This window comes from Pseudomonas sp. MWU12-3088 (assembly GCF_023242405.1).
Lineage (GTDB): Bacteria > Pseudomonadota > Gammaproteobacteria > Pseudomonadales > Pseudomonadaceae > Aquipseudomonas > Aquipseudomonas kribbensis.
Map to the genome: position 1 here is coordinate 931,542 of NZ_JALJEA010000001.1, position 23,939 is coordinate 955,480.

At 61.5% G+C, this 23,939-nt stretch carries 27 protein-coding genes; 19 read left to right on the top strand and 8 right to left on the bottom strand.

The window, feature by feature from the left end; all coding sequences use genetic code 11:
* Positions 1-8: 8 nt before the first annotated feature.
* From M5B98_RS04135 to M5B98_RS04160, 6 genes are all read left to right on the top strand, one after another.
* Complete coding sequence (locus tag M5B98_RS04135) at positions 9-842, top strand: alpha/beta fold hydrolase (protein WP_114883599.1); 834 nt, start codon at positions 9-11, stop codon at positions 840-842.
* Positions 839-2,320 (top strand): aldehyde dehydrogenase, encoded by a 1,482-nt coding sequence (locus M5B98_RS04140; RefSeq protein ID WP_248741917.1) that lies wholly within the window; start codon positions 839-841, stop codon positions 2,318-2,320. The genes M5B98_RS04135 and M5B98_RS04140 overlap by 4 nt, the downstream gene beginning before the upstream one ends.
* 12 nt (positions 2,321-2,332) lie before the next feature.
* Entirely contained in the window at positions 2,333-2,818 is a 486-nt protein-coding gene (locus tag M5B98_RS04145) for a flavin reductase family protein (protein WP_134826443.1), read from the top strand.
* Between the two features lie 133 nt (positions 2,819-2,951).
* Complete coding sequence (locus M5B98_RS04150; RefSeq protein WP_085605114.1) at positions 2,952-3,341, top strand: carboxymuconolactone decarboxylase family protein; 390 nt, start codon at positions 2,952-2,954, stop codon at positions 3,339-3,341.
* 58 nt (positions 3,342-3,399) lie between these two features.
* Positions 3,400-4,152 (top strand): GntR family transcriptional regulator, encoded by a 753-nt coding sequence (locus tag M5B98_RS04155; protein ID WP_134826442.1) that lies wholly within the window; start codon positions 3,400-3,402, stop codon positions 4,150-4,152.
* A 1-nt stretch (position 4,153) separates the two neighbouring features.
* Positions 4,154-4,717 (top strand): NUDIX hydrolase, encoded by a 564-nt coding sequence (locus M5B98_RS04160; RefSeq protein ID WP_114883603.1) that lies wholly within the window; start codon positions 4,154-4,156, stop codon positions 4,715-4,717.
* A 57-nt stretch (positions 4,718-4,774) separates the two neighbouring features.
* Here the strand turns inward: M5B98_RS04160 and M5B98_RS04165 are convergent, their stop codons facing one another.
* Together M5B98_RS04165 and M5B98_RS04170 are read right to left on the bottom strand one after the other, a co-directional pair.
* Entirely contained in the window at positions 4,775-5,257 is a 483-nt protein-coding gene (locus tag M5B98_RS04165) for a hypothetical protein (RefSeq protein ID WP_248741918.1), read from the bottom strand.
* A gap of 138 nt (positions 5,258-5,395) precedes the next feature.
* On the bottom strand, positions 5,396-5,689 hold the full coding sequence (locus M5B98_RS04170; RefSeq protein ID WP_248741919.1) for a DUF1330 domain-containing protein: 294 nt from the start codon (positions 5,687-5,689) through the stop codon (positions 5,396-5,398).
* A 65-nt stretch (positions 5,690-5,754) separates the two neighbouring features.
* Between M5B98_RS04170 and ribBA the strand changes: the two genes are divergently transcribed.
* The 5 genes from ribBA to M5B98_RS04195 all read left to right on the top strand — a co-directional run bounded on the left by ribBA (position 5,755) and on the right by M5B98_RS04195 (position 10,987).
* Positions 5,755-6,864: a bifunctional 3,4-dihydroxy-2-butanone-4-phosphate synthase/GTP cyclohydrolase II gene (gene ribBA, locus M5B98_RS04175; RefSeq protein ID WP_085711338.1), complete on the top strand. Its 1,110-nt coding sequence runs from the start codon at positions 5,755-5,757 to the stop codon at positions 6,862-6,864.
* A 166-nt stretch (positions 6,865-7,030) separates the two neighbouring features.
* Positions 7,031-8,056 (top strand): ABC transporter substrate-binding protein, encoded by a 1,026-nt coding sequence (locus M5B98_RS04180; RefSeq protein WP_119426278.1) that lies wholly within the window; start codon positions 7,031-7,033, stop codon positions 8,054-8,056.
* Positions 8,053-9,000 (top strand): ABC transporter permease, encoded by a 948-nt coding sequence (locus M5B98_RS04185; RefSeq protein ID WP_248742170.1) that lies wholly within the window; start codon positions 8,053-8,055, stop codon positions 8,998-9,000. Before M5B98_RS04180 ends, M5B98_RS04185 begins: the two co-directional genes overlap by 4 nt.
* A 6-nt stretch (positions 9,001-9,006) precedes the next feature.
* Entirely contained in the window at positions 9,007-9,816 is an 810-nt protein-coding gene (locus tag M5B98_RS04190) for an ABC transporter permease (RefSeq protein WP_085711341.1), read from the top strand.
* A 16-nt stretch (positions 9,817-9,832) separates the two neighbouring features.
* A complete protein-coding gene (locus tag M5B98_RS04195) occupies positions 9,833-10,987 on the top strand; it encodes an ABC transporter ATP-binding protein (RefSeq protein WP_248741920.1) in 1,155 nt (384 codons plus the stop codon).
* A gap of 63 nt (positions 10,988-11,050) precedes the next feature.
* On the opposite strand, the gene map is transcribed toward M5B98_RS04195, so the two are convergent.
* Positions 11,051-11,842, bottom strand: a complete 792-nt coding sequence (gene map / locus M5B98_RS04200) for a type I methionyl aminopeptidase (RefSeq protein ID WP_248741921.1) — start codon at positions 11,840-11,842, stop codon at positions 11,051-11,053.
* Positions 11,839-12,099, bottom strand: coding sequence for a ParD-like family protein (locus M5B98_RS04205; protein WP_248741922.1), 261 nt, complete (start codon positions 12,097-12,099; stop codon positions 11,839-11,841). Before M5B98_RS04205 ends, map begins: the two co-directional genes overlap by 4 nt.
* A gap of 296 nt (positions 12,100-12,395) precedes the next feature.
* On the opposite strand from M5B98_RS04205, the gene M5B98_RS04210 reads away from it, so the two are divergent.
* The 3 genes from M5B98_RS04210 to M5B98_RS04220 all read left to right on the top strand — a co-directional run bounded on the left by M5B98_RS04210 (position 12,396) and on the right by M5B98_RS04220 (position 16,142).
* Positions 12,396-13,331 carry a Ppx/GppA family phosphatase gene (locus M5B98_RS04210; protein WP_248741923.1) on the top strand — a complete coding sequence of 312 codons (936 nt, stop codon included), beginning with the start codon at positions 12,396-12,398 and terminating at the stop codon, positions 13,329-13,331.
* 259 nt (positions 13,332-13,590) lie between these two features.
* Positions 13,591-14,967 carry a pyridoxal-phosphate dependent enzyme gene (locus tag M5B98_RS04215; RefSeq protein ID WP_085711346.1) on the top strand — a complete coding sequence of 459 codons (1,377 nt, stop codon included), beginning with the start codon at positions 13,591-13,593 and terminating at the stop codon, positions 14,965-14,967.
* A complete protein-coding gene (locus M5B98_RS04220) occupies positions 14,964-16,142 on the top strand; it encodes a trans-sulfuration enzyme family protein (RefSeq protein ID WP_248741924.1) in 1,179 nt (392 codons plus the stop codon). The genes M5B98_RS04215 and M5B98_RS04220 overlap by 4 nt, the downstream gene beginning before the upstream one ends.
* A gap of 562 nt (positions 16,143-16,704) precedes the next feature.
* Here M5B98_RS04220 and M5B98_RS04225 read toward each other — a convergent pair.
* The gene (locus M5B98_RS04225; protein ID WP_248741925.1) at positions 16,705-17,229 is read right to left on the bottom strand and encodes a hypothetical protein; all 525 of its coding nucleotides are present in this window, start codon (positions 17,227-17,229) and stop codon (positions 16,705-16,707) included.
* Between the two features lie 366 nt (positions 17,230-17,595).
* On the opposite strand from M5B98_RS04225, the gene M5B98_RS04230 reads away from it, so the two are divergent.
* A complete protein-coding gene (locus M5B98_RS04230) occupies positions 17,596-17,910 on the top strand; it encodes a hypothetical protein (protein WP_248741926.1) in 315 nt (104 codons plus the stop codon).
* A gap of 44 nt (positions 17,911-17,954) precedes the next feature.
* Positions 17,955-18,263: a YecR family lipoprotein gene (gene yecR / locus M5B98_RS04235; RefSeq protein WP_007950440.1), complete on the top strand. Its 309-nt coding sequence runs from the start codon at positions 17,955-17,957 to the stop codon at positions 18,261-18,263.
* Here the strand turns inward: yecR and M5B98_RS04240 are convergent.
* Positions 18,235-19,872: a hybrid sensor histidine kinase/response regulator gene (locus M5B98_RS04240; protein ID WP_248741927.1), complete on the bottom strand. Its 1,638-nt coding sequence runs from the start codon at positions 19,870-19,872 to the stop codon at positions 18,235-18,237. The genes yecR and M5B98_RS04240 overlap by 29 nt on opposite strands.
* A 113-nt stretch (positions 19,873-19,985) precedes the next feature.
* Between M5B98_RS04240 and M5B98_RS04245 the strand changes: the two genes are divergently transcribed.
* Positions 19,986-20,591 (top strand): LuxR C-terminal-related transcriptional regulator, encoded by a 606-nt coding sequence (locus M5B98_RS04245; protein ID WP_248741928.1) that lies wholly within the window; start codon positions 19,986-19,988, stop codon positions 20,589-20,591.
* Positions 20,592-20,603: 12 nt separating this feature from the next.
* Here the strand turns inward: M5B98_RS04245 and M5B98_RS04250 are convergent, their stop codons facing one another.
* Positions 20,604-20,879, bottom strand: coding sequence for a DUF2798 domain-containing protein (locus M5B98_RS04250; protein ID WP_248741929.1), 276 nt, complete (start codon positions 20,877-20,879; stop codon positions 20,604-20,606).
* A gap of 130 nt (positions 20,880-21,009) precedes the next feature.
* Here M5B98_RS04250 and M5B98_RS04255 point away from each other — a divergent pair, with 130 nt between their 5' ends.
* Positions 21,010-21,933, top strand: coding sequence for a LysR family transcriptional regulator (locus M5B98_RS04255; protein WP_248741930.1), 924 nt, complete (start codon positions 21,010-21,012; stop codon positions 21,931-21,933).
* Positions 21,934-21,936: 3 nt separating this feature from the next.
* On the opposite strand, the gene M5B98_RS04260 is transcribed toward M5B98_RS04255, so the two are convergent.
* On the bottom strand, positions 21,937-22,935 hold the full coding sequence (locus tag M5B98_RS04260) for a bile acid:sodium symporter family protein (protein ID WP_085711353.1): 999 nt from the start codon (positions 22,933-22,935) through the stop codon (positions 21,937-21,939).
* Between the two features lie 84 nt (positions 22,936-23,019).
* On the opposite strand from M5B98_RS04260, the gene M5B98_RS04265 reads away from it, so the two are divergent.
* Positions 23,020-23,808 (top strand): AraC family transcriptional regulator, encoded by a 789-nt coding sequence (locus M5B98_RS04265; protein ID WP_248740725.1) that lies wholly within the window; start codon positions 23,020-23,022, stop codon positions 23,806-23,808.
* Positions 23,809-23,939 lie beyond the last annotated feature (131 nt).

A 23,939-nucleotide genomic window follows, 5' to 3' on the forward strand; every position in this document is an offset into this window, starting at 1 on the left:
AGCGCTCCATGATTCGGCCTACCGCTGAACTCACCCCGGCCGGCACCAGTTATCTGGCGACCGGCCAGGGCCACCCCGTGGTGTTGATCCACGGCGTGGGCCTGAACAAAGAAATGTGGGGCGGCCAGATCGTTGGCCTGGCCACGCAATACCGGGTGATCGCCTACGACATGCTCGGCCATGGCGCCAGCCCGCGTCCGGCCAGCGGCACCGCCCTGCTCGGTTATGCCGATCAGTTGCTGGAGCTGCTCGACCACCTGCAATTGCCGCTGGCATCGGTGATCGGTTTTTCCATGGGCGGTCTGGTGGCGCGGGCCTTTGCCCTGCATTACCCGGAACGCCTGAAAAGCCTGGTGGTGCTCAACAGCGTGTTCAACCGCAGCGAAGAGCAGCGCGCCGGCGTCATCGCCCGCACCGCCCAGGCTGCCGAACACGGGCCGGATGCGAATGCCGAAGCGGCGCTGTCGCGCTGGTTCAGCCGTGAGTATCAGGCGGCCAACCCGGCGCAGATCGCCGCGATCCGCCAGACCCTGGCCGGCAATGATCCGCAGGGTTACCTGACCACCTACGAATTGTTCGCCACACAAGACATGTACCGCGCCGACGACCTGGGCAGCATCCAGGCGCCGACGCTGATCGCCACCGGCGAGCTGGACCCCGGATCGACCCCGGAAATGGCCGAGCAACTGGCCGCGCGCATTCCCGGCGCGAAGGTTGCCGTGCTGCCCGAGCAACGGCATATGATGCCGGTAGAGTCGCCTCGGCTGGTGAACCAGACGCTGCTGGAATTTCTCGAAACCGCACACGCCCGACAAAACCATATAAAGGGGATCGTTGCATGACACTCGCACGCTTCCAGATGTGCATCGGCGGAGAATGGGTCGACGCCCTCTCCGGCAAGACTTTCGAAAGCCTCAACCCGGCACTGGCCGAGCCTTGGGCCGAACTGCCCGACGCCGATGAGGCCGACGTCGAACGCGCCGTGCAAGCCGCACAGACCGCCTTCGACAGCCCGGCATGGCGCGGCCTGACCGCCACCGCGCGCGGCAAACTGCTGCGTCGCCTCGGTGACCTGATCGCCGAAAACAAGGAACAACTGGCGCAGCTGGAAAGCCGCGACAACGGCAAACTGATCCGCGAAACCCGGGGTCAGGTCGGTTATCTGCCGGAGTTTTTCCACTACACCGCCGGCCTCGCCGACAAACTCGAAGGCGGCACCCTGCCGCTGGACAAGCCCGATCTGTTTGCCTACACCGTGCACGAAGCCATGGGTGTGGTCGCCGCGATCATTCCGTGGAACAGCCCGCTTTATCTGACCGCGATCAAACTGGCGCCAGCACTGGCCGCCGGTAACACCATCGTGATCAAGCCGTCCGAGCACGCCTCGGCGACCATTCTGGAACTGGCGCGCCTGGCCCTCGAAGCCGGGATTCCACCGGGCGTGGTCAACGTCGTCACCGGTTACGGCCCGAGCACTGGCGCCGCCCTCACCCGCCATCCGTTGATTCGAAAGATCGCCTTCACCGGCGGCGCGGCCACAGCCCGGCATGTGGTGCGCAGCAGCGCCGAGAACTTCGCCAAGCTGTCGCTGGAACTGGGCGGCAAGTCGCCGAACATCATCTTCGCCGACGCTGATCTCGAAAGCGCAATCAATGGCGCCATCGCAGGGATATACGCGGCGTCCGGCCAGAGTTGTGTATCCGGTTCGCGACTGCTGGTGCAGGACGAAATCTACGACGAATTCGTCAGCCGACTGGTGGAACGCGCCCAGCGCATCCGCATCGGCAACCCGCAGGAAGACAGCAGCGAAATGGGCCCGATGGCCACTGCGCAGCAACTGGCGGTGGTCGAAGGTCTGGTGGCCGACGCCATCGCTGAAGGTGCGCGCCTGCGTCTGGGCGGCAAACGCCCGAGCGGTGTGGGCGATGGCTGGTTCTACGAACCGACGTTGTTCGAATGCGACCGCAACTCGATGAAGATCATGCAGGAAGAAGTGTTCGGTCCGGTGGCATCGGTCATCCGCTTCAAGGACGAAGCCGAAGCGCTGGCGATTGCCAACGACTCGCAGTTCGGTCTCGCCGCCGGCATCTGGACCCGCGATCTGGGCCGCGCCCATCGTCTGGCCCGGGACGTGCGCTCGGGGATCATCTGGGTCAACACCTACCGCGCCGTGTCGGCGATGGCACCGATCGGCGGCTTCAAGAACAGTGGCTATGGACGCGAAAGCGGCATCGATTCGGTGCTGGCCTACACCGAACTGAAAACGGTGTGGATCAACCTCTCTCAGGCGCCGATGCCTGATCCGTTTGTGATGCGCTAGGAGTCCTGCGACATGATCGAACCCGGCATTTACAAAGACGTCATGAGCTCGTTTCCGTCCGGGGTCACGGTGGTCACCACCCTTGACCCGGACGGGGGCATTGTCGGCATCACCGCCAGCGCCTTCAGTGCGCTGTCGATTGATCCGGCGCTGGTACTGTTCTGCCCCAACTACGCCTCCGATACCTACCCGGTGCTGCGCGACAGCAAGCGTTTCGCGATCCATTTGCTGTCCGCCGACCAGACCGCCGAGGCCTACGCCTTCGCCGGCAAAGGCAAGGACAAGGCCAACGGTATCGACTGGCATTTGAGCGAGCTCGGTAACCCGATCCTCGCCAAGGCCACGGCGATCATCGAGTGCGAGTTGTGGCGCGAGTACGACGGTGGCGACCACGCGATCATCGTCGGCGCAGTGAAGAACCTGATCCTGCCGGCGCAACCAGTGACGCCGATGATCTATCACAAGGGCAAGCTCGGTGCGTTGCCGAGTCTGACTTGAGAAAACAATGCAAAACACTGTGGGAGCGAGCTTGCTCGCGAAGGCGTAGTGTCAGTCGACATCAATGTTGCAGGAGCTGACGCTATCGCGAGCAAGCTCGCTCCCACAGGGAATGGTGGTGTGAGGGGTAATGATGAACAACGACAAGTATGAAAAGGGTTTAAAGATCCGCACCCAGGTGCTCGGCGAAGCCTACGTGCAGCGCTCGATCGAGAACGCCGACGACTTCACCCGTCCGCTGCAGGAAATGGTCACCGAATACTGCTGGGGCCATGTCTGGGGACGGGAGGGTCTGTCGCTCAAGGAGCGCAGCATGATCAACCTGGCGATGATCTCGGCGCTGAACCGCCCGCATGAACTCAAGTTGCATGTGCGCGGCGCCTTGCGTAACGGCCTGAGTCGTGAGCAAATACGCGAAATTCTGCTTCAGGTCGGTATTTATTGCGGCGTCCCGGCAGCCGTGGACAGTTTCCGGCTCGCCCGTGAAGCCTTCGCCGAAGCCGACGCCGAGGCCTCCAGTTAACCCCTCGGCTGTTTGAATGCCCGTCTGGCATGGACAGCCAACTTAAAGAGCGGACCCCATGAAACGCCTGCCACTCGACGACAGCTTCAAGGTCAATCGCAACCCCGTCACCCTGCGCGAAATCGTGCTGGATAAACTGCGAAGCGCCATCATGAACTTCCAGCTGCTGCCGGGCGATCGCCTGGTGGAGCGCGATCTGTGCGATCGCCTGGGCGTGAGCCGTACGTCGGTGCGTGAAGCCTTGCGCCACCTGGAGTCCGAAGGTCTGGTGGAATTCGCCGACGCCAAGGGCCCGCGCGTGGCGATCATCACCCTCGCCGATGCCGTCGACATCTATGAGCTGCGTTGCGTGCTCGAAGGCCTGATCGTCCAGCTGTTCACCCTGCGCGCCAAGGCCAAGGACATCAAGGCCCTGGAAAAAGCCCTCGACGAGAACCGCAAGGCGCTCAAGGACGGCGAGCTGCAGCAGGTGATCGATTCGGTGCAGGGTTTCTACGACGTACTGCTGGAAGGCTCGGGCAACCATGTCGCGGCCACCCAGTTGCGTCAATTGCAGGCACGGATCAGCTATCTGCGGGCGACCTCGGTGTCCCAGGAAAACCGTCGCGGCGCGAGCAACCAGGAAATGGAAAAAATGGTCGAGGCGATCAAGAGCGGCGACGCACTCGCAGCGCATCAGGCGTGCGTCGATCACGTTCGTGCGGCGGCGGCAGTGGCCCTCGAGTACCTCAAGCGTAAACAGGAAGAAACCGGCGCCACACCGGCGATCACCCTGCCCATCGCGCTGAAAGAACCACGCATAGGTCACTGACATGTTCAGCCCGAGCTTTTGCCCGAAATGCGGTGGCGCCGACCTCGGTCAGCAAGTGCCGCCGGGCGATACGCACGAGCGCCTGATGTGCCGCGGCTGCGGCTACATCCACTATGTGAACCCGAAGATCATCGCCGGCTGCATCATCGAGCAGGACGGCAAATACCTCTTGTGCCAGCGGGCGATTCCCCCACGCCCGGGCACCTGGACCCTGCCCGCCGGTTTCATGGAAAGCGGCGAAACCACCGAACAGGCCGCCCTGCGCGAAGTCTGGGAAGAAAGCGGCGTACGCGCGGAAATCGTCTCGCCGTACTCGATCTTCAGCGTGCCGAAGATTAGCGAGGTCTACATCATCTTCCGCGCCCTCGCACTGGAAATCACCGGCCAGTACGGCCCGGAAACCCGGGACTGCAAATTCTTCGCCCCTGAAGACATCCCGTGGGAGCAGATCTACTACCCGGCAATCCGGCAGATCCTCGAACGCTACATCGAGGAACGCCAGGCCGGGGTCTATGGCATGTACATGGGCAATGACGACAGCGGCAAGATTCATTTCATGCGCTGATCAACCGTCACTTGCAGGAAATACAGAGCCCGGCCCGATTCATCGGTAGATGGGTGCTCAGTCCGGCATCGCACGAATGATATCCGCCAGATCATCCTTGGTGATTTCATTGGCTTTGAGAGCAGCGGAGATGTCTTTCTTGGATAGCGGGAAACGCTTGAAAATGTCCTTTAAGGTATCGGCATCAATATTGGCCAGCCAAAGAGGATCGATAAAAGAACCGCCATATTCAGGCTTCATCGGGACTTCTTCGTGGGCAATGGCACCTTTGTGATTCAGATACACCACATAACGATCGTGCCCTTCAGGAAAGCTTTTATCGTGATATAGCGTTGTTCCCATCGGCAGGACATAGTAATTGTCATCGCCAGCTTGCCCTTCGATCAGCAGTGGCTCTTTGGTTTTAATCATCTCCAGATCGCGTCCCTTCGCACTGTTCCCGAAAATCAGAAAAGCCAGAAAGGCTGCATTTACAAATAGCGCACCCACCAGCCAGAGGCCCACTCGCCCACCTGCAAACATACCTTTTGTCATGCGCATCAATATTCCCTTAGAGCACACCGTGCAAACCGCAGGCATTAAATTCCGTCCGGCGGGCGATCTCCTGATCCAGAAAAAATATCAAAAGATCGCGGCCGCGTTCGATTCTGTAGTTCCTGCGGATTTGCAGGCAAGACGTTACGGCGCCATCCCTTCCACAATAATGATCTCCGCCCTCGCCCACTCCTCGCGGTAGCTTTTCGCTTCCTGATACGCCGCCGAGCGGTAGCACGCCACCGCCTGCTCGTAGCTGTCGAACTCGATCACCACGCTGCGCTGAGGCGTCGTCCGGCCTTCCATCGCTTCGCTGCGCCCGCCTCTGGCCAGGAACTTCGCGCCGAACTCGGCGAATGCTTTCGGCGCGCGTTGGGTGTATTGGCTGTAGTGATCGGGATCGGTGATGTCCACGTGAGCAATCCAGTACGCCTTCATAGTGACCTCTTGGTTAAATTTGTATTATGGTATACCACGAATTTCACCAAAATCGAGAGTCCAGCATGGCCTTCAACAGCATCGAAGAAATCATCGAAGATTATCGCCTCGGCAAAATGGTGTTGCTGGTCGATGACGAAGACCGGGAAAACGAAGGCGACCTGCTGCTGGCCGCCGACCGTTGCACACCCGAGGCGATCAGTTTTATGGCCCGTGAAGCCCGCGGGCTGATTTGCCTGACGTTGACCGACGATCATTGCCAACGCCTGGGACTTGAGCAAATGGTGCCGAGCAATGGCAGCGTGTTCAGTACCGCGTTCACGGTTTCCATCGAAGCGGCGGTCGGCGTGACTACCGGCATTTCTGCTGCCGACCGCGCTTGCACGGTGGCCGCTGCGGTGGCGCCAAATGCTCGCGCTGAAGACCTGGTGCAGCCCGGCCACATCTTCCCGCTGCGCGCCAAGGAAGGTGGCGTGCTGACCCGGGCCGGCCACACCGAGGCCGGTTGTGATCTGGCGCGGCTGGCGGGTTTCACGCCGGCCTCGGTGATCGTCGAGGTGATGAACGACGACGGCACCATGGCCCGCCGCCCGGATCTGGAAGTCTTTGCGCGCAAGCACGGGATCAAGATCGGCACCATCGCCGACCTGATTCACTATCGCCTGAGCACCGAACACACCATCGAGCGCATCGGCGAGCGGGAGTTGCCGACGGTGCATGGCACGTTCCGTTTGATCACTTTCGAAGATCGTATCGAGGGCGGCGTGCACATGGCGATGGTCATGGGTGAATTGCGCCGTGAAGAGCCGACGCTGGTGCGTGTGCATGTGATCGATCCGCTTCGCGATCTGGTGGGTGCCGAGTACAGCGGGCCGACGAACTGGACGTTGTGGGCAGCGCTGCAACGGGTCGCGGCCGAAGGGCATGGCGTGGTCGTGGTGCTGGCCAATCATGAGTCGTCGCAAGCGTTGCTGGAGCGGGTGCCGCAGCTGACACAGCCGCCACGGCAGTTCAGTCGCTCGCAATCGCGGATCTATTCGGAGGTCGGCACCGGGGCGCAGATTCTGCAGAACCTGGGCGTCGGCAAGCTGCGCCACCTGGGCCCGCCGCTCAAATACGCCGGTTTGACCGGCTACGATCTTGAGGTGGTCGAGAGCATTCCGTTCACCGAATAACCCCGTTTGCCAGATAGCCGGTAAGGCAAAGTGCTTGCACAAAGTTTGGAATACCATAATATGATATTCCATAGACCGGACGACCTGAAAAACCGTCCAGCTACTGCTCCCGACAGGCGGGCAACAACGCAAGCCCGCTCAAAAACACAACAATGAGGGCGTAAAAATGGTGTTGAACAAAGCTGCAACCGCGATCTTTCTTGCGGGACTGCTGAGCGTGACCGGCCAGGCCGCGATGGCCGCCGAGAGTGTGAACTTTGTCAGCTGGGGCGGTAGCACCCAGGATGCGCAGAAACAGGCCTGGGCTGATCCGTTCAGCAAGGCCAGCGGCATCACCGTCGTACAGGACGGCCCGACCGACTACGGCAAACTCAAGGCCATGGTCGAAAGCGGCAACGTGCAATGGGACGTGGTCGACGTTGAAGCGGACTTCGCCCTGCGCGCCGCCTCCGAAGGCCTGCTCGAACCCCTCGATTTCAAACAGATCCAGCGCGACAAGATCGACCCGCGTTTCGTCAGCGACTACGGCGTCGGTTCGTTCTTCTTCTCCTTTGTCCTCGGCTACAACGAGGGCAAGCTCGGCGCCAGCAAGCCGCAGGACTGGAGCGCGCTGTTCGACACCAAGACCTATCCCGGCAAACGCGCCCTGTATAAATGGCCGAGCCCCGGCGTGCTCGAACTGGCCCTGCTCGCCGACGGCGTGCCGGCCGACAAGCTCTACCCGCTGGACCTGGATCGCGCCTTCAAGAAACTCGACACCATCAAGAAAGACATCGTCTGGTGGGGCGGCGGCGCGCAGTCGCAGCAACTGCTGGCCTCCGGTGAAGCGAGCATGGGTCAGTTCTGGAACGGCCGGATTCATGCCCTGCAAGAAGACGGCGCACCGGTGGGCGTGAGCTGGAAACAGAACCTCGTAATGGCCGACATCCTGGTCGTGCCGAAGGGCTCGAAAAACAAGGACGCGGCGATGAAGTTCCTGGCCAGCGCCAGTAGCGCCAAGGGCCAGGCCGACTTCTCCAACCTGACCGCCTACGCCCCGGTCAACGTCGACAGTGTGCAGCGTCTGGATTCGACGCTGGCCCCGAACCTGCCGACTGCCTACGCTAAGGATCAGATCACTCTTGATTTCGCGTACTGGGCCAAGAACGGCCAGGCCATCGCGACACGGTGGAACGAATGGCTGGTCAAATGAAAATGGCGGCCACCGCGTCCCGTCCCTCCACTGCCACCGGGAGCGCCGCCAGCGCTGCCGGGTCGGCCGCCGGAAAAAAGGCCAGTGCCATGGCGCCAGTCCCGTCCCTCAAGCAACGCTGGCGCGGCGCCGGCAACCTCGCGCCGGCGCTGCTGTTCCTCGGCCTGTTCTTTCTCGCGCCGTTGATTGGCCTGCTGTTGCGCGGCGTGCTGGAACCGGTGCCGGGCCTTGGCAACTATGAACAACTGTTCGCCAACTCGGCGTACGCCCGGGTGCTGTTCAACACCTTTTCGGTGGCCGGACTGGTGACCGTATTCAGCCTGCTGCTGGGCTTCCCGCTGGCCTGGGCAATCACCCTGGTGCCGCGCGGCTGGGGTCGCTGGATTCTCAACATCGTGTTGCTGTCGATGTGGACCAGCCTCCTCGCCCGCACCTATTCGTGGCTGGTGTTGCTGCAGGCTTCGGGCGTGATCAACAAGGCGCTGATGGCGCTGGGCATCATCGATCAACCGTTGGAAATGGTGCACAACCTGACCGGCGTGGTGATCGGCATGAGCTACATCATGATCCCGTTCATCGTGCTGCCGTTGCAGGCGACCATGCAGGCCATCGACCCGATGATCCTGCAGGCCGGTTCGATCTGTGGCGCCAGCCCGTGGACCAACTTCTTCCGGGTGTTCCTGCCGCTGTGCCGGCCGGGCCTGGCGTCCGGCGGGTTGATGGTGTTCGTGATGTCGCTCGGTTACTACGTCACCCCGGCGCTGCTGGGCGGGGCGCAGAACATGATGCTGCCGGAGTTCATCATTCAGCAGGTGCAATCGTTCCTCAACTGGGGCCTGGCCAGCGCCGGCGCCGCGTTGCTGATCGTCATCACTCTGGTGCTGTTCTACTTCTACCTGAAGCTTCAGCCGGAATCCCCGGTTGGCGCCAGTAACGCGAGGTAAGCCGACATGCTCCTGACTCCCAACGCCATGAGCCGCCGGATGCGCTTCGGCCTGTACGCCACCACCGGGCTGATCGCGCTGTTTCTGCTGCTGCCGATCGTGTTCATCGTGCTGCTGTCGTTCGGCTCGTCCCAATGGCTGGTGTTCCCGCCACCGGGCTGGACGCTGAAATGGTACGGCCAGTTCTTCTCCAATGCCGACTGGATGAACGCCGCAGCAGCCAGCCTCAAGGTTGCGGTGCTGACCACGATCTGCGCCGTGGCCCTCGGTTTGCCGACTGCCTTTGCGCTGGTGCGCGGGCGCTTTCCCGGCCGGGAAATGCTCTACGGCCTGTTCACCCTGCCGATGATCGTGCCGCTGGTGATCATCGCCGTGGCGGTGTACGCGCTGTTCCTCAAGCTCGGCTACACCGGGACGATGTTCGCCTTCGTCGTCAGCCATGTGATCGTCGCGCTGCCGTTCACCATCATCTCGATCATCAACTCGCTGAAGCTGTTCGATCAGTCGATTGAAGACGCCGCGGTGATCTGCGGGGCGTCACGCCTGCAAGCGGTGTTCAAGGTGACCTTTCCGGCGATTCGTCCGGGGATGGTGGCCGGCGCCCTCTTCGCCTTTCTGGTTTCGTGGGACGAAGTGGTGCTCAGCGTGATGATGGCCAGCCCGACCCTGCAAACCCTTCCCGTGAAAATGTGGACCACCCTGCGCCAGGACCTGACGCCCGTGATTGCCGTCGCTTCGACGCTGCTGATCGGCCTGTCGGTGTTGGTCATGGTGATCGCCGCCGCGCTGCGCCGGCGCAACGAAATCAGCGCCTGAGCGCCAGGAGTACGACATGAGTGCCGTGATCAAAGACGCATCCCAGCAGAACGACAAACCCCTGGTCAGCCTGCGCAACCTGAACAAGCACTACGGCGACTTCGCCGCCGTGGACAACATCTCGCTGGACATCAAGGACGGCGAATTCCTGACCTTCCTCGGCTCCAGCGGCTCGGGCAAAAGCACCACGCTGTCGATGCTTGCCGGCTTCGAAACCCCGAGCAGCGGCGAGATCCTGGTCAACGGCCAGTCGTTGGTGAATGTGCCGCCGCACAAGCGCGACATCGGCATGGTGTTCCAGCGTTACTCGCTGTTCCCGCATCTGTCGGTGCGCGACAACATCGCGTTCCCGTTGGCGATCCGCAAACTCGCGGCGGCCGAGCGCGACAAACGTGTCGATGCGATGCTGAAACTGGTGCAGCTCGAACAATTCGCCCATCGTCGTCCTTCGCAATTGTCTGGCGGCCAGCAGCAACGAGTCGCCATCGCTCGCGCTCTGGTTTACGAACCACGCATTCTGCTGATGGACGAACCGCTCGGTGCGCTGGACAAGAAACTGCGCGAAGACTTGCAGGACGAGTTGCGCCAGTTGCACCGTCGCCTCGGCATCACCATCGTCTACGTGACCCACGATCAGGAAGAAGCCATGCGCCTGTCCCAGCGCATCGCGATTTTCAGTCACGGCAAGATTGTCGGGCTCGGCAGCGGTTATGACCTGTACCAGAATCCGCCGAATGCATTTGTGGCGTCGTTCCTCGGCAACTCGAACTTCCTCAAGCTCAAGGCACAGGGCAATGCCGCGGCGAGTTTTGAAGGGCAGTCGTTGTCGATCCGGCTCACCGCTGGATTGCAGACCGGGCAGGATGTTTTGCTGATGGTGCGCCCGGAAAAGGCGTTGGCGTTGAGTATGCAGCAGGCGAATGACGAGCCGTTGGCGGCGGGCTGGAACGAGGTTTCGGCGAAGGTGGTCGAGGTGCTGTTTCTGGGTGAGAGTCAGACGTGCAGCGTGGTGACTTCAGGCGGGACCTCGATGACGGTGAAGGCATTGTCGGCGGCGGGGATGCCGTTGAAGGCTGGCGATCCGGTGCAGGTGCGCTGGGCGACGGCGGATGCTTGCGTCTATACCGAGTGGGCCGAAAGCGATCTGAACAAAGCCGCGGGTGCTCACTGACCTGCGGACTTTTCGCGTGTCATTTGCGGCCACCGCAACGTCGGGTTGCGGTGGCCTTTTTTTTCAAGCGATGGCCGTAAAACCTTCGATCTGATCAGGCCAAACCGTCAACACCTCAAACCCGTCCTCCGTCACCGCCACCATGTGTTCCCACTGCGCCGACAGCGAGCCATCCTTGGTCAGCACGGTCCAGCCATCCGGCATGTTCTTCACATGGCGCTTGCCGGCATTGAGCATCGGCTCGATGGTGAAGATCATCCCCGCTTTCAGCTTCAGGCCCTGATTCGGATAACCGTAATGCAGTACTTGCGGCTCATCGTGATAGACCTTGCCGATCCCGTGCCCGCAGTACTCGCGCACCACGCTGAAACCTTCCCTTTCCGCCAGGCTCTGGATCGCATGACCGATGTCACCCAGGGTGCCGCCCGGACGCACGACGCGGATGCCGGCACACATGGCCTCGTAGGTGGTCTTGATCAGATGCTGCGCCTCGGGCGAGGCCTGGCCGACCACGTACATGCGGCTGGTGTCGCCGAACCAGCCGTCCTTGATCACGGCGATGTCGAGGTTGAGGATGTCGCCATCCTTCAACGGCGTGCCCGATGGAATGCCGTGACAGACCACGTCGTTGACCGACGCGCAGACGGTTTTCGGGAAGCCGTGATAACCGACGTTGGCTGGAATCGCCTTCTGCACATTGACGATGTAATCGTTGCACAAACGGTCGAGCTGATCCGTTGTAACCCCGGCCTTGACGTGCGGCACCAGCATCGCCAGCACCTCGGCGGCCAATTGCGCAGCCACACGGGATTGGGCGATCTCGGCCCGGGTGTTGATCTTGATCGGGTTTCTCATGCCTTGGCTGCCTCTTTGACCGGTACGTTCTGCGCGGCATCGGCCAGGGCACAGATTTGTTGCAGATCCAGACCACCCGCTTGCTCCGCGCGAATCAGCAACCTGCAGATGGCGTGGTGATCGAGGTCGGGATACAGCTCGGCGAGCATGCCGATGCGCATCCAGTGCTCGGCCTGCGCGTTGATCGAGCGGCTCAGTGCGTTACTGGAGATGCGCAGATTCTCGTGCATGTCCTCTGAAATCTTTACGATGCCCATGGCAAAATCCGATATGAAATATATATGGAACGTATATTAATCGGGCATTCCTTCGAATTGCAAATTTCGCTGACCAGTCAAATCGCAGGCAAAAAAAAGCTGCCGAAGTTGGCAGCCAAAATCATGAAAAGCACGCGATGTATTGAGGGCAAGTATGGGCACCCGATAATGACAGTGTCATGACAGCGCCAAATTCATTGAACCGCCCTCCCCGCGTCATCAGGTTGTCATCGAAGCCATTGCAGAATCCTCGCAAACCGCCCGGGCCTGGGGCGGTGGATTTTGCAAGGATTCCCATGAAAGAAGACGCCTCGCTGTTTGCTGCCATCGATCTCGGTTCGAATGCGTTTCGCATGATGATCGGTCAGTCGGTCCGCAGCAGAAAGGGCTTCATGATTCAGGAAGTGAAAACCTTGCGTGAACCGGTGCGGCTGGCCGAGGGATTCGATGGCCGGGCGCTCGACGAAATGGCGCTGGATCGCGGCTGGCAGGCCCTGGCGCGGTTCGGCAAAAAGCTGCGCGGTTTCGAGCCGGGTCGTGTGCGGGCGGTGGCCACCAGCGCCGTGCGCGAGGCCGACAATGCGCAGTTGTTTCTCGGCAGTGCGGAGCGGCATCTGGGCTTTCGCATCGATGTGATTTCCGGGCACGAAGAAGCGCGTCTGGTCTACGCCGGTGTGGCCCACACCTTGCCGGTCGCCGATGACATGCGTCTGGTGGTGGACATTGGCGGCGGCTCCACCGAACTGATCCTCGGCCAGGGTTCGCAACCGTTGCTGACCGAAAGCATCGCCATCGGCAGCGGCACCTTGAGCGCACGCTACTTTCGCGATGGCGAGATTTCCCCCGGCGCCCTTCAAGAGGCCGAACGGGTGGCGATCCTGCAATTCGAAAAGGTCGCCCGCCGCTATCGCGCCCAGGGCTGGCAGCAGACCATCGGCTCCTCGGGCACGGCACGGATGCTGGCCAAAGTACTCAAGGCCAATCGCCTGAACGACTACGGTCAGGGTGGCATTACCTATGGCGGCCTGCTGCGGCTGTCGCTTCGCCTGCTGGAGGTCAGCAATGTGCGGCAACTGAAACTCGCCGGCCTGCAGTCCCATCGCCAGAGCATTCTGCCCGGCGGTCTGGTGGTCATGCTCGCGGCCTTCAAAGTGTTCGGCATCGCGCAAATGGAGCCATCGGAACCCGGTTTGCGGCTGGGTGTCCTGCACGGTCTGATGAGCAACCACTGATCGGTTTTCGCTGCCGGATATTCATCGTCAGATCAAGCCGTTCCTGCCGCTGAAGACGCCCTTTGAATACTCGATGACGCCTTCATATAAACCTCGGTAAATCGCTCCCTTCCCTTCTCTGATTTCGTTCTATGGTTAGATCGAAATGGCTGAATTGCACGCTGACTAATGGTTGCGACAGTTGATGTCTGCGCCTATGTTGCACGCGAGCTTTTCCCCCGCGAATGGAACGCGATCAACACCACAAAGAGGTGAAGAAATGTCAAAGGAATCACGCCCTGCCGTACTTGGGCTGATCGGCAATACTCCGCTGGTACAAGTCACCCGCTTCGATACCGGCCTGTGCACCCTGTTTCTCAAGCTCGAATCCCAGAACCCCGGCGGCTCGATCAAGGATCGTATCGGCCTGGCGATGATTGACGCCGCCGAGCGCGACGGTCGCCTGCAACCCGGCGGCACCATCGTTGAAGCGACTGCCGGCAACACCGGCCTGGGCCTGGCGCTGGTCGGCCGCGCCAAGGGCTACCGCGTCGTGCTGGTGGTACCGGACAAGATGTCCACGGAAAAAGTCCTGCACCTCAAGGCCATGGGCGCCGAAGTGCATATCACCCGCTCCGACGTCGGCAAGGGCCACCCCGAGTACTATCAGGACGTCGCCGCCCGTCTGGCGAAAGACATTCCCGGCGCCTTCTTCGCCGACCAGTTCAACAACCCCGCCAACCCGCTGGCCCACGAATGCAGCACCGCGCCGGAAATCTGGGCGCAGACCGAGCATGATCTGGATGCCATCGTGGTCGGCGTCGGTTCCGCCGGCACCCTGACCGGCCTGACCCGTTTCTTCAAACGCGTACAACCGGATCTCGAGATGGTCCTGGCCGACCCGGTCGGTTCGGTCATGGCTGAATACAGCCGCAGCAAGCACCTCGGCACCGCCGGTTCGTGGGCGGTGGAAGGCATCGGCGAAGACTTCATTCCGTCGATCACCGACCTGTCGAGCGTGCGCAGCGCCTACTCGATCAGCGACGAAGAAAGCTTCGATCACGCCCGCCAGCTGCTGCGTTCCGAGGGCATTCTCGGTGGTTCGTCCACCGGCACCCTGCTCGCCGCCGCGCTGCGTTACTGCCGTGAGCAGACCGTACCGAAACGTGTGGTCAGCTTCGTCTGCGACACCGGTACCCGCTATCTGTCGAAGGTCTACAACGACCAGTGGATGACCGATCAGGGCCTGTTGCAGCGCAAACGCTACGGCGACCTGCGCGACCTGATTGCCCGCCGCTTCGAAGACGGCAAAGTGGTCAGCGTCGGCCCGGACGACACACTGATGACCGCGTTCCAGCGCATGCGCCTGGCGGATGTTTCGCAACTGCCGGTACTGGTGGAAGGCAAACAACTGGTCGGCGTGATCGACGAATCGGACATCCTGGTGCGCGTACACGAAGATGCCACGCTCTTCAGCAAACCCGTCGCCAGCGCGATGACGGACAAACTGCAAACCCTCGCCCCCGCCGCGACCCTGGCGGAACTGGAAGCCGTGCTCAGCAGCGGCCTGGTGGCGATCATTGCCGACGCATCGGGCTTCCACGGCCTGATCACCCGCGTCGACATGCTCAACCAACTACGGAGATCCCTTGCATGAGTCAGCACGACAAGAACGCCCGCCCGCAGGGTTTCGCCACTCGCGTGATCCATGCCGGACAAACGCCGGACCCGACCACCGGCGCGCTGATGCCGCCGATCTACGCCAATTCCACGTACCTGCAAGACAGCCCTGGCGTGCACAAGGGCTTCGACTACGGCCGCTCGCACAACCCGACGCGTTTTGCCCTGGAGCGCTGCGTAGCGGACCTGGAGGGCGGCACCCAGGCCTTCGCCTTCGCTTCCGGGTTGGCGACGATTTCCACGGTGCTCGAACTGATCGACGCCGGCTCGCACATCGTGTCCGGCAATGACCTGTACGGTGGCACCTTCCGCTTGTTCGACAAGGTGCGCCAGCGCAGCGCCGGACATCGCTTCAGCTACGTCGACCTGGCCGATATGTCGGCGTTCGAAGCCTCGCTGCAGGACGACACGCGCATGGTCATGGTGGAAACCCCGACCAACCCGCTGCTGAGCCTTTCCGACCTCGCCGCCATTGCGCGCATCTGCAAGGCGCGCGGGATCATCTGCGTGGCCGACAACACCTTCGCCAGCCCATGGATCCAGCGTCCGCTGGAACTGGGTTTCGACATCGTGCTGCACTCGACCACCAAGTACCTGAACGGTCACTCCGACGTGATCGGCGGCATCGCGGTCGTCGGTGACAACCCTGCACTGGCCGAGCGCCTGGGCTTTCTGCAGAACGCCGTCGGTGCAATCTCCGGCCCGTTCGACGCGTTCCTCACGCTGCGCGGTGTGAAGACCCTGGCGCTGCGTATGGAGCGTCACTGCAGCAACGCGCTGGAGCTGGCGCGCTGGCTGGAGCAACAGCCGCTGGTCAAGCGCGTCTACTACCCAGGTCTGGAGTCGCATCCACAGCATGAACTGGCCAAGCGTCAGATGCGCGGTTTCGGCGGGATGATTTCCCTGGATCTGAACAGTGATCTGGCAGGCGCCCGGCGCTTTCTGGAAAACGTGCAGATCTTCGCCCTGGCCGAGAGCCTCGGCGGTGTGGAAAGCCTGATCGAGCACCCGGCGATCATGACCCACGCCACCATCCCGGCCGAAACCCGCGCCAAGCTCGGCATCGGTGACAGCCTGGTGCGCCTGTCGGTTGGCGTCGAGGATATAGAGGACCTGCGTGCGGATCTGGCGCAAGCTCTGGCCAGCATCTAACCCGCAGAAACGTCAAAGCCCGCATTAAGCGGGCTTTGGTGTTCGAGTAGGCGGCCAGTGCTGGTCTCTGGCTTACGAGGTTTCTCAGGACTCCCACAGTACAGGCAATGTGCTCTGCTGCTTCACACGGCATAAGGGCTGGAACCCAGCGCGGGGTTCTTTCTAACCGTGTACCCTTCGGAACGCGCCCAACGCTTCCTCGCTATCCGCTTGCGCATCAGTCTGCGTCTTCGCCTACATTCTTGAGCCTAGCAAACACACTGCTTTGCGCTACGCGGCTTTTAGATTGATTTTCTTCTAGCCCTGGCCTGCAAGGAAGTTAACCGACTATCGCCTTCGTGCTCCCCGGACCTGCCACCCGATCGGGGCGAACTATACTTTTTCAGTTCGCTGTTCAGGTTTCATGCAAAACGTCGACACCCGTGCGCCTCGCGGCGCGCCCGTGCCAATCGCCAATCTGGTTAACCCCGGGGCCAACGAGCCACACCGTCAACCGACGGGGAATGCTCGGATGCTGGGTGGCTGATGGGTCGTGGAGAAAATCATGAAACACAAGCTTTGGTCAGGCATGGTCCTGGCAGTCGCGGCAACGGTGGTGGTGATGCCCGAAGTCTGGGCGGCGCAGGCGCAGGCTGTGGCGTCTGACGGGGCGGATCATGTGGGTGCGGGTTCGGTTGCCTCGGATGGTTCGGATCACGTTGGCGCCAAGGCCGTCGCGTCTGACGGTGCCGATCATGTGGGTGCTGGTGCAGTTGCTTCCGATGGCGCCGATCACGTGGGCGCCGGGGCAGTCGCTTCCGATGGTGCCGATCACGTGGGCGCTGGCGCAGTCGCTTCCGATGGTGCTGATCACGTGGGCGCTGGCGCAGTCGCTTCCGATGGGGCCGATCACGTGGGCGCCGGGGCAGTCGCTTCCGATGGGGCCGACCATGTAGGCGCCGGCGCAGTCGCATCCGATGGCGCCGATCACGTGGGCGCTGGCGCAGTCGCATCCGATGGCGCCGATCACGTGGGCGCTGGCGCAGTCGCATCCGACGGTGCCGATCACGTGGGCGCTGGCGCAGTCGTATCCGATGGTGCCGATCACGTGGGCGCTGGCGCAGTCGCTTCCGATGGCGCAGATCACGTGGGTGCTGGCGCAGTCGCTTCCGATGGCGCAGACAAGGTGGACGCCAGACGGCTCGCCTACTCTCGCCGTGGCGTGGGCTCCGATCAGGTCGCGTCTGCCCTCATGACCGGTAGCTATTCAGACCAGTTCAACAGTCCTCAGTAAGGCTTTTCGGCGCGGCCGGCAGCCTGCCGGTTGCGCCGCACTAGCACATTTGTGCTAATCGACCACCCCGTTCCCTGGCGTTATATTCCCTCGCAACCCCCGACACTCCCCAACATTGCCGCTGCGCAGTGTGCGGGATCGTTGTGCCTGGAAAAACAACAACACCAAGGAAGCAACACCATGAACCTGTACCTCAACTTCGCCAAAATCACGGTGCTCGGTGCCCTGCTTATCGGCGCCACCGGTTGCCAGACCGCCAAGCCCACCGAAGACAGCATGCGCGAACGGGCCCAGACCGTCATCGGCAAACCGGTCTCCAAAATCGGCAACATCCGCAACGACAGCACCCTGACGTACTACACCGCCTATACCTCCGCCGGCGAATACAACTGCGAACTGCCCAGCGGCGCAATCATCGCGGTCGCCAGCATGGGCATCATGACGCCTCCGCTGTCCTGCCTGCCCAAAGGCGCATCGCCGATTCCGGTCCAGTAAACCGTTACACCGCCTTCTCATCCGGTAAAGGATTCCGTTCGATCATGAAAACACTCATCGCCACCCTCAGCCTCGCCGCCGTCGTGCTCACCGGCTGCGCCACACCGAAACAATGGGAAGCCACCGGCGGCAGCAAGACCGATGGCGTCGTCCAGGTGTCCTATGAACTGGGCCAGTTCGAGAGCGGGCAAACCTCTGCTGCCCAAGGTCTGGCCACCGCTGAAGGCCGCTGCAAGGTCTGGGGCTACAAGAGCGCCGAAGTGTCCGGCTCGGAGAAAAACATCTGCCGCACCATGGGCCAGTACAACTGCCTGCAAACCACCATTACGCAGGACTATCTGTGTAAGCGCTGACCGCTTCGGTCTGCCGGTCGCGCAGCGCACGCAAGGTCGCGCGCAGCTCGGCCGGGCGTACCGGTTTGGACAAAATTGCTATCTGGCGGTCATGCAGGGCCGCCTGGATTTTTTCGATGTCATGCCCGGTGATAATCATGGCCGGCACCGCAAAACCCCGCTGTCGACGAACTTCATCGATGCACTCGATACCGGTACTGTGCGAGCCGAGGTCATAGTCGGCGACGATGATGTCGCAGTCGGTGACCAGCCCCTGCCCCGTCAGCTCGGCCTGCACGACGCAGCCCCAACGTTCGAGCAACGCCGATGTCGCCAGCAGAACGTTATGGTCATCCTCCACCAGACACACCTTCAACCCCGTCAGCAATCCGACCTGACGCACCTCGTCGCGACTGACCGGCAACTGCGGTGCCGCCCGTGACAAGCCCTGCAGCGTCACAGCCGTGCCATGCCCCAGCCGAGAACGAATCAGCACATCGACACCAATCATCTGCCCCAGCCGCTTGACGATCGACAGGCCCAGCCCAACGCCTTCAACGTCCTTGTCACGCAATTGACGAACCCGATAAAACTCCTCGAAAACCTTGGGCAGATGCTCTTCGGCGATGCCGCTGCCACGGTCATACACCACGATGGCCAACCCCGCGCCTTTTCTGCGCACACCCACCAGCACCGGTCGCTGCGCGCCATATTTGAAGCAGTTAGACAACACGTTCTGCACCATGGTCGCCAGCAACGCCGGATCCGTGTACACCCAATGCTCGCAACGGTGCAGACGCAGATCCACCCCGGCCCAACGCGCCGCTTCGGCATTCTGGCGAATCAACTCCGTCAGCCACTGCCCCAGTTCCAGCGTTTGCATCCGGGGTTGAACCCGGCCGTTATCGAGGGTGTACAGATCGAGGATCGAGCGGAAAAGCTGCGACACGTTGAGCAGCGACCGGTCGATGTTGTCCACCAGCCGCCGTTCATCCTCGCCCAGCCGCGACTCGCGCAGACACGCGGTAAACAGGCCAATGGAGTGGATCGGCTGGCGCAGGTCATGACTGGCCTGGGCCAGGAATCGAGATTTCTCCAGATTCGCCGCGACGGCTTCTTCGGAAGCCTTGCGCGTGCGCTCCAGCAACAGGTGCGCATACACTGGAATCACCGTGCTGGTGATCATCAGCATCAACACCATGAACGGTTGCGCCTGCCAGTACGGCGTCAACCGATAGACCGCCAACAGCGCAAGCAATGCCAATACCGTGGCGATCGCCAGATAGCGCGAGCCGTAGCGCATGCCGTTGCCGAGATTGACCCAGACCATGACGGCATAAATGGGCAGCGCGGCCTCGCCACCGACCACCAGCCCGAAACTGGTGCCGGTGTAATCGTGGACCATGCCGAAAATCCGCCGCGCCGGATAATGCCCCGGCCAACGCACGATGGCCTGACGCAGCCCGACGGAGGCCAGCAGAAACAGGGCAATGTAAGTGATCACCGGCAGATAGGTATCGAAGCGCTGGCCTGGCAGGAAACCGAGCACGCCCATGTAAACCAGCGCGATACTGGCGATGATGATGCGCAGATTGGCCTGGTCGAGCTCGGTGTTCTTTTCGAACTTCATGGGGAACGTCCTTGTGCGGCAATCGTCAGAATCAGCACGAACCGACAGGCAACGCCTTCGCCCGGTGCTAAGGTGCACGCCGTGAGAAATGTCGACCCAGGGAGGGTTGTGCCATGACATGCCGAATCATCATAGCCGACGATCATCCGCTGTTTCGCGAAGCGATGGTGCGCACGGTAAGTCGTCTGTTGCCCGAGGCGCAGATCGAAGAAGCCGGCGATCTGGAGGCGGTGCTCGCCCTGCTGCCATCCGGCGATGAGCCAGACACGCTGATTCTGGACCTGCGCTTCCCCGGCCTGACTTGCGTCAGCCAGCTCGGCGAACTGCGTCGGCGCCTGCCACGCACCACGCTGATCGTAGTGTCTATGGTCGATGACGAGGCGCTGATCGGCGAAGTCATGGCGGCGGGCATCGACGGTTTCATCGGCAAGAACATCGCCCCCGACGAGATCGGCGAGGCCATCCTGGCGATCCGCGAAGGCGAAGTACTGGTGAAATTCGCCCCCTCGGGTCTGCTGCCACTGGAAACCGGCACCGCCCTCACCCCGCGCCAGCAGGATGTTCTGCGACTGATTGCCCAGGGCAAGACCAACAAGGAAATCGCCCGTGAACTGGATATTTCCCCGTTCACGGTGCGGATTCATGTGTCGTCGTTGTTGCGGGCATTGAATGTGCCGTCGAGGGCGGCGGCAGCGGTGAAATATTCCGGGGCGATGTAGCTTGTTCCTGCGTCAGCGGTGCGGGTGCACCGTCAGCGCCACCAGCTTCACCACGATTGGCCGAACCACCAGGATGCACAAAAACGCCACGGGCATTGCCAGTTTGTAGGCGTGCAGTGCATTGCTAAGGTAGTCCGACTCAATACCGGAGTTCGCTGCGGTGATCACCAGTGACATCAGGAACGCCATGATGGTCGCCATGTACAACGCGAACACGTACGGCGTGGCACGGGTAGACAGCTTGCGCGGGCTGAGTGCGGCGGTGGTTGAGGGGAGTCTCTGATTCATGTCGGTCCTTGTTGTTTGAAATGCTCGGGCGTCGAGCACCCTAACAACCCGACCATCCGGAAACTAGACGGATCGTCGTGAGGACTTTATAAACAAAATCTTATGAGTATTCAGTGACCGGGATCCGCACATGAATCTGCTGGGTGCAATCGATTGCTTTATCAAAGTCGTTGAGGCGGGATCGATCGTCGGCGCCGCAAAAGTCCTCGGGGTCAGCGCTGCCGCCGTCAGCCAGACGCTCAACCGCCTGGAGGCTCACCTCGACACACGCCTTCTGCAACGCACCACCCGCAGCATGGCGCTGACCGAAAGTGGCTCGGTGTACTTCGAGAAAGTGAAACGTATAGCGCTCGATCTTGAGTCCGCGCAGAGCGCCATCAGCCACCCCCAGACGCAACTTCAAGGCCACTTGAGCATCGCCTCCACCGCCGGATTCGGACGCCACGTACTGGCGCCGGTCATTGCCGGTTTCGCCGAGCGCTACCCGCAGCTGACGCTCGAGCTCTCGACCACCGACCGCAAGATCAATCACCTGCATGAAGGTATCGACTTGAGCCTGCGCATCGAGCCGCAACTGGAGGACGGCATCATTGCGCGCAAGGTCGCGACAGTGCCGTTCGTGATTTGTGCCAGCCCCGGCTATCTGCGAAGGGCCGGTTACCCGGCTACCCCGGAAGATCTTCCGCAGCACGCCTGCCTTGCGTTCCGTTACCCGCTGGACGGGCGCTTCCTGCGCTGGTGGTTCATCCGCGACGGTCAGCGCTTCGAAGCACCGATCAATGCAACCGGGATCAGCGACGACATCGATGCCCTGGCGCAGATGACGGCTCATGGCGCGGGCATTGCGCGACTGGCCGAATTCGTTGCCGCACCCTACCTGGAAAGCGGTGAACTCGTCCGGCTGCTTGAGCCCGGCGATGGATCAAACGTTGCCGTCACTGCCCCTCTCGAAATCTACGCCTGCGTGCAGGAGCGCGCCGCCATGACTCCCAAGGTCAAGGCATTTACCGACTATTTGTTTGAGCATTTGCAAACACGCTGGCCCGTTCGCTGATCATCAAGGATCAACCTGCGCCATCAGCTCCTGCACTGACTCCTGGCGTTTCGCATAACGCTGCGCCAGTACCGCGCAGACCATCAACTGGATCTGGTGAAACAGCATCAGCGGCAGAATCAGCACACCGATGGTGCTGCCGGCAAACAACACCTGCGCCATCGGCACACCGGTGGCCAGGCTCTTTTTTGAACCGCAGAACAGGATGGTGATGCGGTCTTCCAGGTTGAAGCCAAACAACTTGCCCAGCAGCGTCGACGCCAGCAGCACCAGCCCCAGCAGAATGCAGCAGGCCACCACGAGACCGAGCAGGTCGATCACCGGGATCTGGTGCCAGATGCCTTCGTTCACCGCCTCACTGAACGCGCCGTAGACCACCAGCAGAATCGAACCCTGATCGACGAATTTCAGCCAGTTCTTGTTGCGGCCGACCCAGGCGCCGATCCAGCGGCGGGCGATCTGCCCTGCGATGAATGGCAGCAGCAGTTGCACGCTGATTTTCAGGATCGCGTCGACGGTCGAACCACCATCACCGTGGACATTCAGCAGCAGCGTCACCAGCAATGGCGTGAGAAAGATCCCGAACAGACTCGACGCCGCCGCACTGCAGATTGCCGCCGGAATATTGCCCCGGGCCAGCGACGTGAAGGCAATCGCCGACTGCACCGTGGCCGGCAATGCACAGAGGTAAAGCATGCCCATGTACAGGTTGTCACCGATCATCGGCGACAACACCGGTTTGAGCGCCAGCCCCAGCAGCGGGAACAGGACAAAAGTCAGGCCGAACACCAGCAAATGCAGGCGCCAGTGACCGGCGCCGGCAATGATCGATTCGCGGGAAAGCTTGGCGCCGTGCAGGAAAAACAGCAGCGCAATTGCAATGTTGGTCAGCCAGCCGAAGCCGACCGCGACCTGGCCGCTGGCGGGCAGGAAGCTCGCGAGCAGCACCACGGCGACGAGGGTCAGGGTGAAGTTGTCGGGCAAGAATCTTGGGCGCGTCATGGTTTGTTCATCCGGGGGTTGCCAGTACGTGGAAGCGACTCTAACGTGACTGGAAATTACCGACTAACGCCGAAGAGCCGCAAGATGCCGCCAAAAGGACACGACAAAAGCGTCAGACGCAGCATTCCCGGACTGCCCAGCCTCCCGCGTCCGTTGTACGGGCGCACCGAATCGCTGCCCAATCGCGCCCTGACCCGCCGCCACAGTCATCCGTGGGTGCAATTGTCTTACGCGATCCAGGGCGTACTCGAAGTGCAGACCGCCGCCGGTCGTTTCGTTGCGCCGCCGGAGCGTGCCGTGTGGATTCCGGCGGGGGTGCCGCATCGGGTATTCAGTTCGCCGCACACGGAAATGCGCAGCCTGTACATCGATTGCAGCGTCGCGGGTTGGGCGCTGGAGCGTTGTCATGTGCTCGGCGTCAGCGATCTTTTGCGCGAGTTGATCCGGGCCTTCAGTCAGATTCCTGTCGAGTATGACCAGAGCGGCCCTCACGGACGCCTGGCGCAGGTGATCCTCGATCAATTGGCCGAGGCCCCGCAAATCGACCTGATGCTGCCACTGCCCCAGGACATCCGATTGCGGCAGATTTATCAAAGTCTCGAGCAACATCCGGAACAGCAGACCACACTCAGTCACTGGAGCGAAAAGCTCGGCGTGACCGAGAAAACCCTCAGCCGGCTGTTCCTGCGCGATACCGGCCTGACCTTCCGCGCATGGCGCCAGCGCTTGCGTTTGCTGGGCGCGCTGACACCGCTGGAGCGTGGCGAACGGGTCACCGAAGTGGCTCTGGCCTGCGGTTATGATTCGACATCGGCGTTCATTGCAGCCTTTCGCCAGCAGTTTGGCGAGACGCCTGGAGAATTTTTTCGCTGATTTTTGTCGATATTTATCGAATTAAGACATGCCAATCGACAAACTTCAGGGTAGAGTTTCGCCCATCAAGAATGATTGACACGTTTCGACGATAACAATGATCAACCACCCTTTAGCGAACCTGTCGGCGG

Coding starts and splice junctions, on each gene's coding strand:
- M5B98_RS04135 (WP_114883599.1), top strand. CDS start 9: ATGATTCGGCCTACCGCTGAACTCACCCCGGCCGGCACCAGTTATCTG.
- M5B98_RS04140 (WP_248741917.1), top strand. CDS start 839: ATGACACTCGCACGCTTCCAGATGTGCATCGGCGGAGAATGGGTCGAC.
- M5B98_RS04145 (WP_134826443.1), top strand. CDS start 2,333: ATGATCGAACCCGGCATTTACAAAGACGTCATGAGCTCGTTTCCGTCC.
- M5B98_RS04150 (WP_085605114.1), top strand. CDS start 2,952: ATGAACAACGACAAGTATGAAAAGGGTTTAAAGATCCGCACCCAGGTG.
- M5B98_RS04155 (WP_134826442.1), top strand. CDS start 3,400: ATGAAACGCCTGCCACTCGACGACAGCTTCAAGGTCAATCGCAACCCC.
- M5B98_RS04160 (WP_114883603.1), top strand. CDS start 4,154: ATGTTCAGCCCGAGCTTTTGCCCGAAATGCGGTGGCGCCGACCTCGGT.
- M5B98_RS04165 (WP_248741918.1), bottom strand. CDS start 5,257: ATGCGCATGACAAAAGGTATGTTTGCAGGTGGGCGAGTGGGCCTCTGG.
- M5B98_RS04170 (WP_248741919.1), bottom strand. CDS start 5,689: ATGAAGGCGTACTGGATTGCTCACGTGGACATCACCGATCCCGATCAC.
- ribBA (WP_085711338.1), top strand. CDS start 5,755: ATGGCCTTCAACAGCATCGAAGAAATCATCGAAGATTATCGCCTCGGC.
- M5B98_RS04180 (WP_119426278.1), top strand. CDS start 7,031: ATGGTGTTGAACAAAGCTGCAACCGCGATCTTTCTTGCGGGACTGCTG.
- M5B98_RS04185 (WP_248742170.1), top strand. CDS start 8,053: ATGAAAATGGCGGCCACCGCGTCCCGTCCCTCCACTGCCACCGGGAGC.
- M5B98_RS04190 (WP_085711341.1), top strand. CDS start 9,007: ATGCTCCTGACTCCCAACGCCATGAGCCGCCGGATGCGCTTCGGCCTG.
- M5B98_RS04195 (WP_248741920.1), top strand. CDS start 9,833: ATGAGTGCCGTGATCAAAGACGCATCCCAGCAGAACGACAAACCCCTG.
- map (WP_248741921.1), bottom strand. CDS start 11,842: ATGAGAAACCCGATCAAGATCAACACCCGGGCCGAGATCGCCCAATCC.
- M5B98_RS04205 (WP_248741922.1), bottom strand. CDS start 12,099: ATGGGCATCGTAAAGATTTCAGAGGACATGCACGAGAATCTGCGCATC.
- M5B98_RS04210 (WP_248741923.1), top strand. CDS start 12,396: ATGAAAGAAGACGCCTCGCTGTTTGCTGCCATCGATCTCGGTTCGAAT.
- M5B98_RS04215 (WP_085711346.1), top strand. CDS start 13,591: ATGTCAAAGGAATCACGCCCTGCCGTACTTGGGCTGATCGGCAATACT.
- M5B98_RS04220 (WP_248741924.1), top strand. CDS start 14,964: ATGAGTCAGCACGACAAGAACGCCCGCCCGCAGGGTTTCGCCACTCGC.
- M5B98_RS04230 (WP_248741926.1), top strand. CDS start 17,596: ATGAACCTGTACCTCAACTTCGCCAAAATCACGGTGCTCGGTGCCCTG.
- yecR (WP_007950440.1), top strand. CDS start 17,955: ATGAAAACACTCATCGCCACCCTCAGCCTCGCCGCCGTCGTGCTCACC.
- M5B98_RS04240 (WP_248741927.1), bottom strand. CDS start 19,872: ATGAAGTTCGAAAAGAACACCGAGCTCGACCAGGCCAATCTGCGCATC.
- M5B98_RS04245 (WP_248741928.1), top strand. CDS start 19,986: ATGACATGCCGAATCATCATAGCCGACGATCATCCGCTGTTTCGCGAA.
- M5B98_RS04250 (WP_248741929.1), bottom strand. CDS start 20,879: ATGAATCAGAGACTCCCCTCAACCACCGCCGCACTCAGCCCGCGCAAG.
- M5B98_RS04255 (WP_248741930.1), top strand. CDS start 21,010: ATGAATCTGCTGGGTGCAATCGATTGCTTTATCAAAGTCGTTGAGGCG.
- M5B98_RS04260 (WP_085711353.1), bottom strand. CDS start 22,935: ATGACGCGCCCAAGATTCTTGCCCGACAACTTCACCCTGACCCTCGTC.
- M5B98_RS04265 (WP_248740725.1), top strand. CDS start 23,020: ATGCCGCCAAAAGGACACGACAAAAGCGTCAGACGCAGCATTCCCGGA.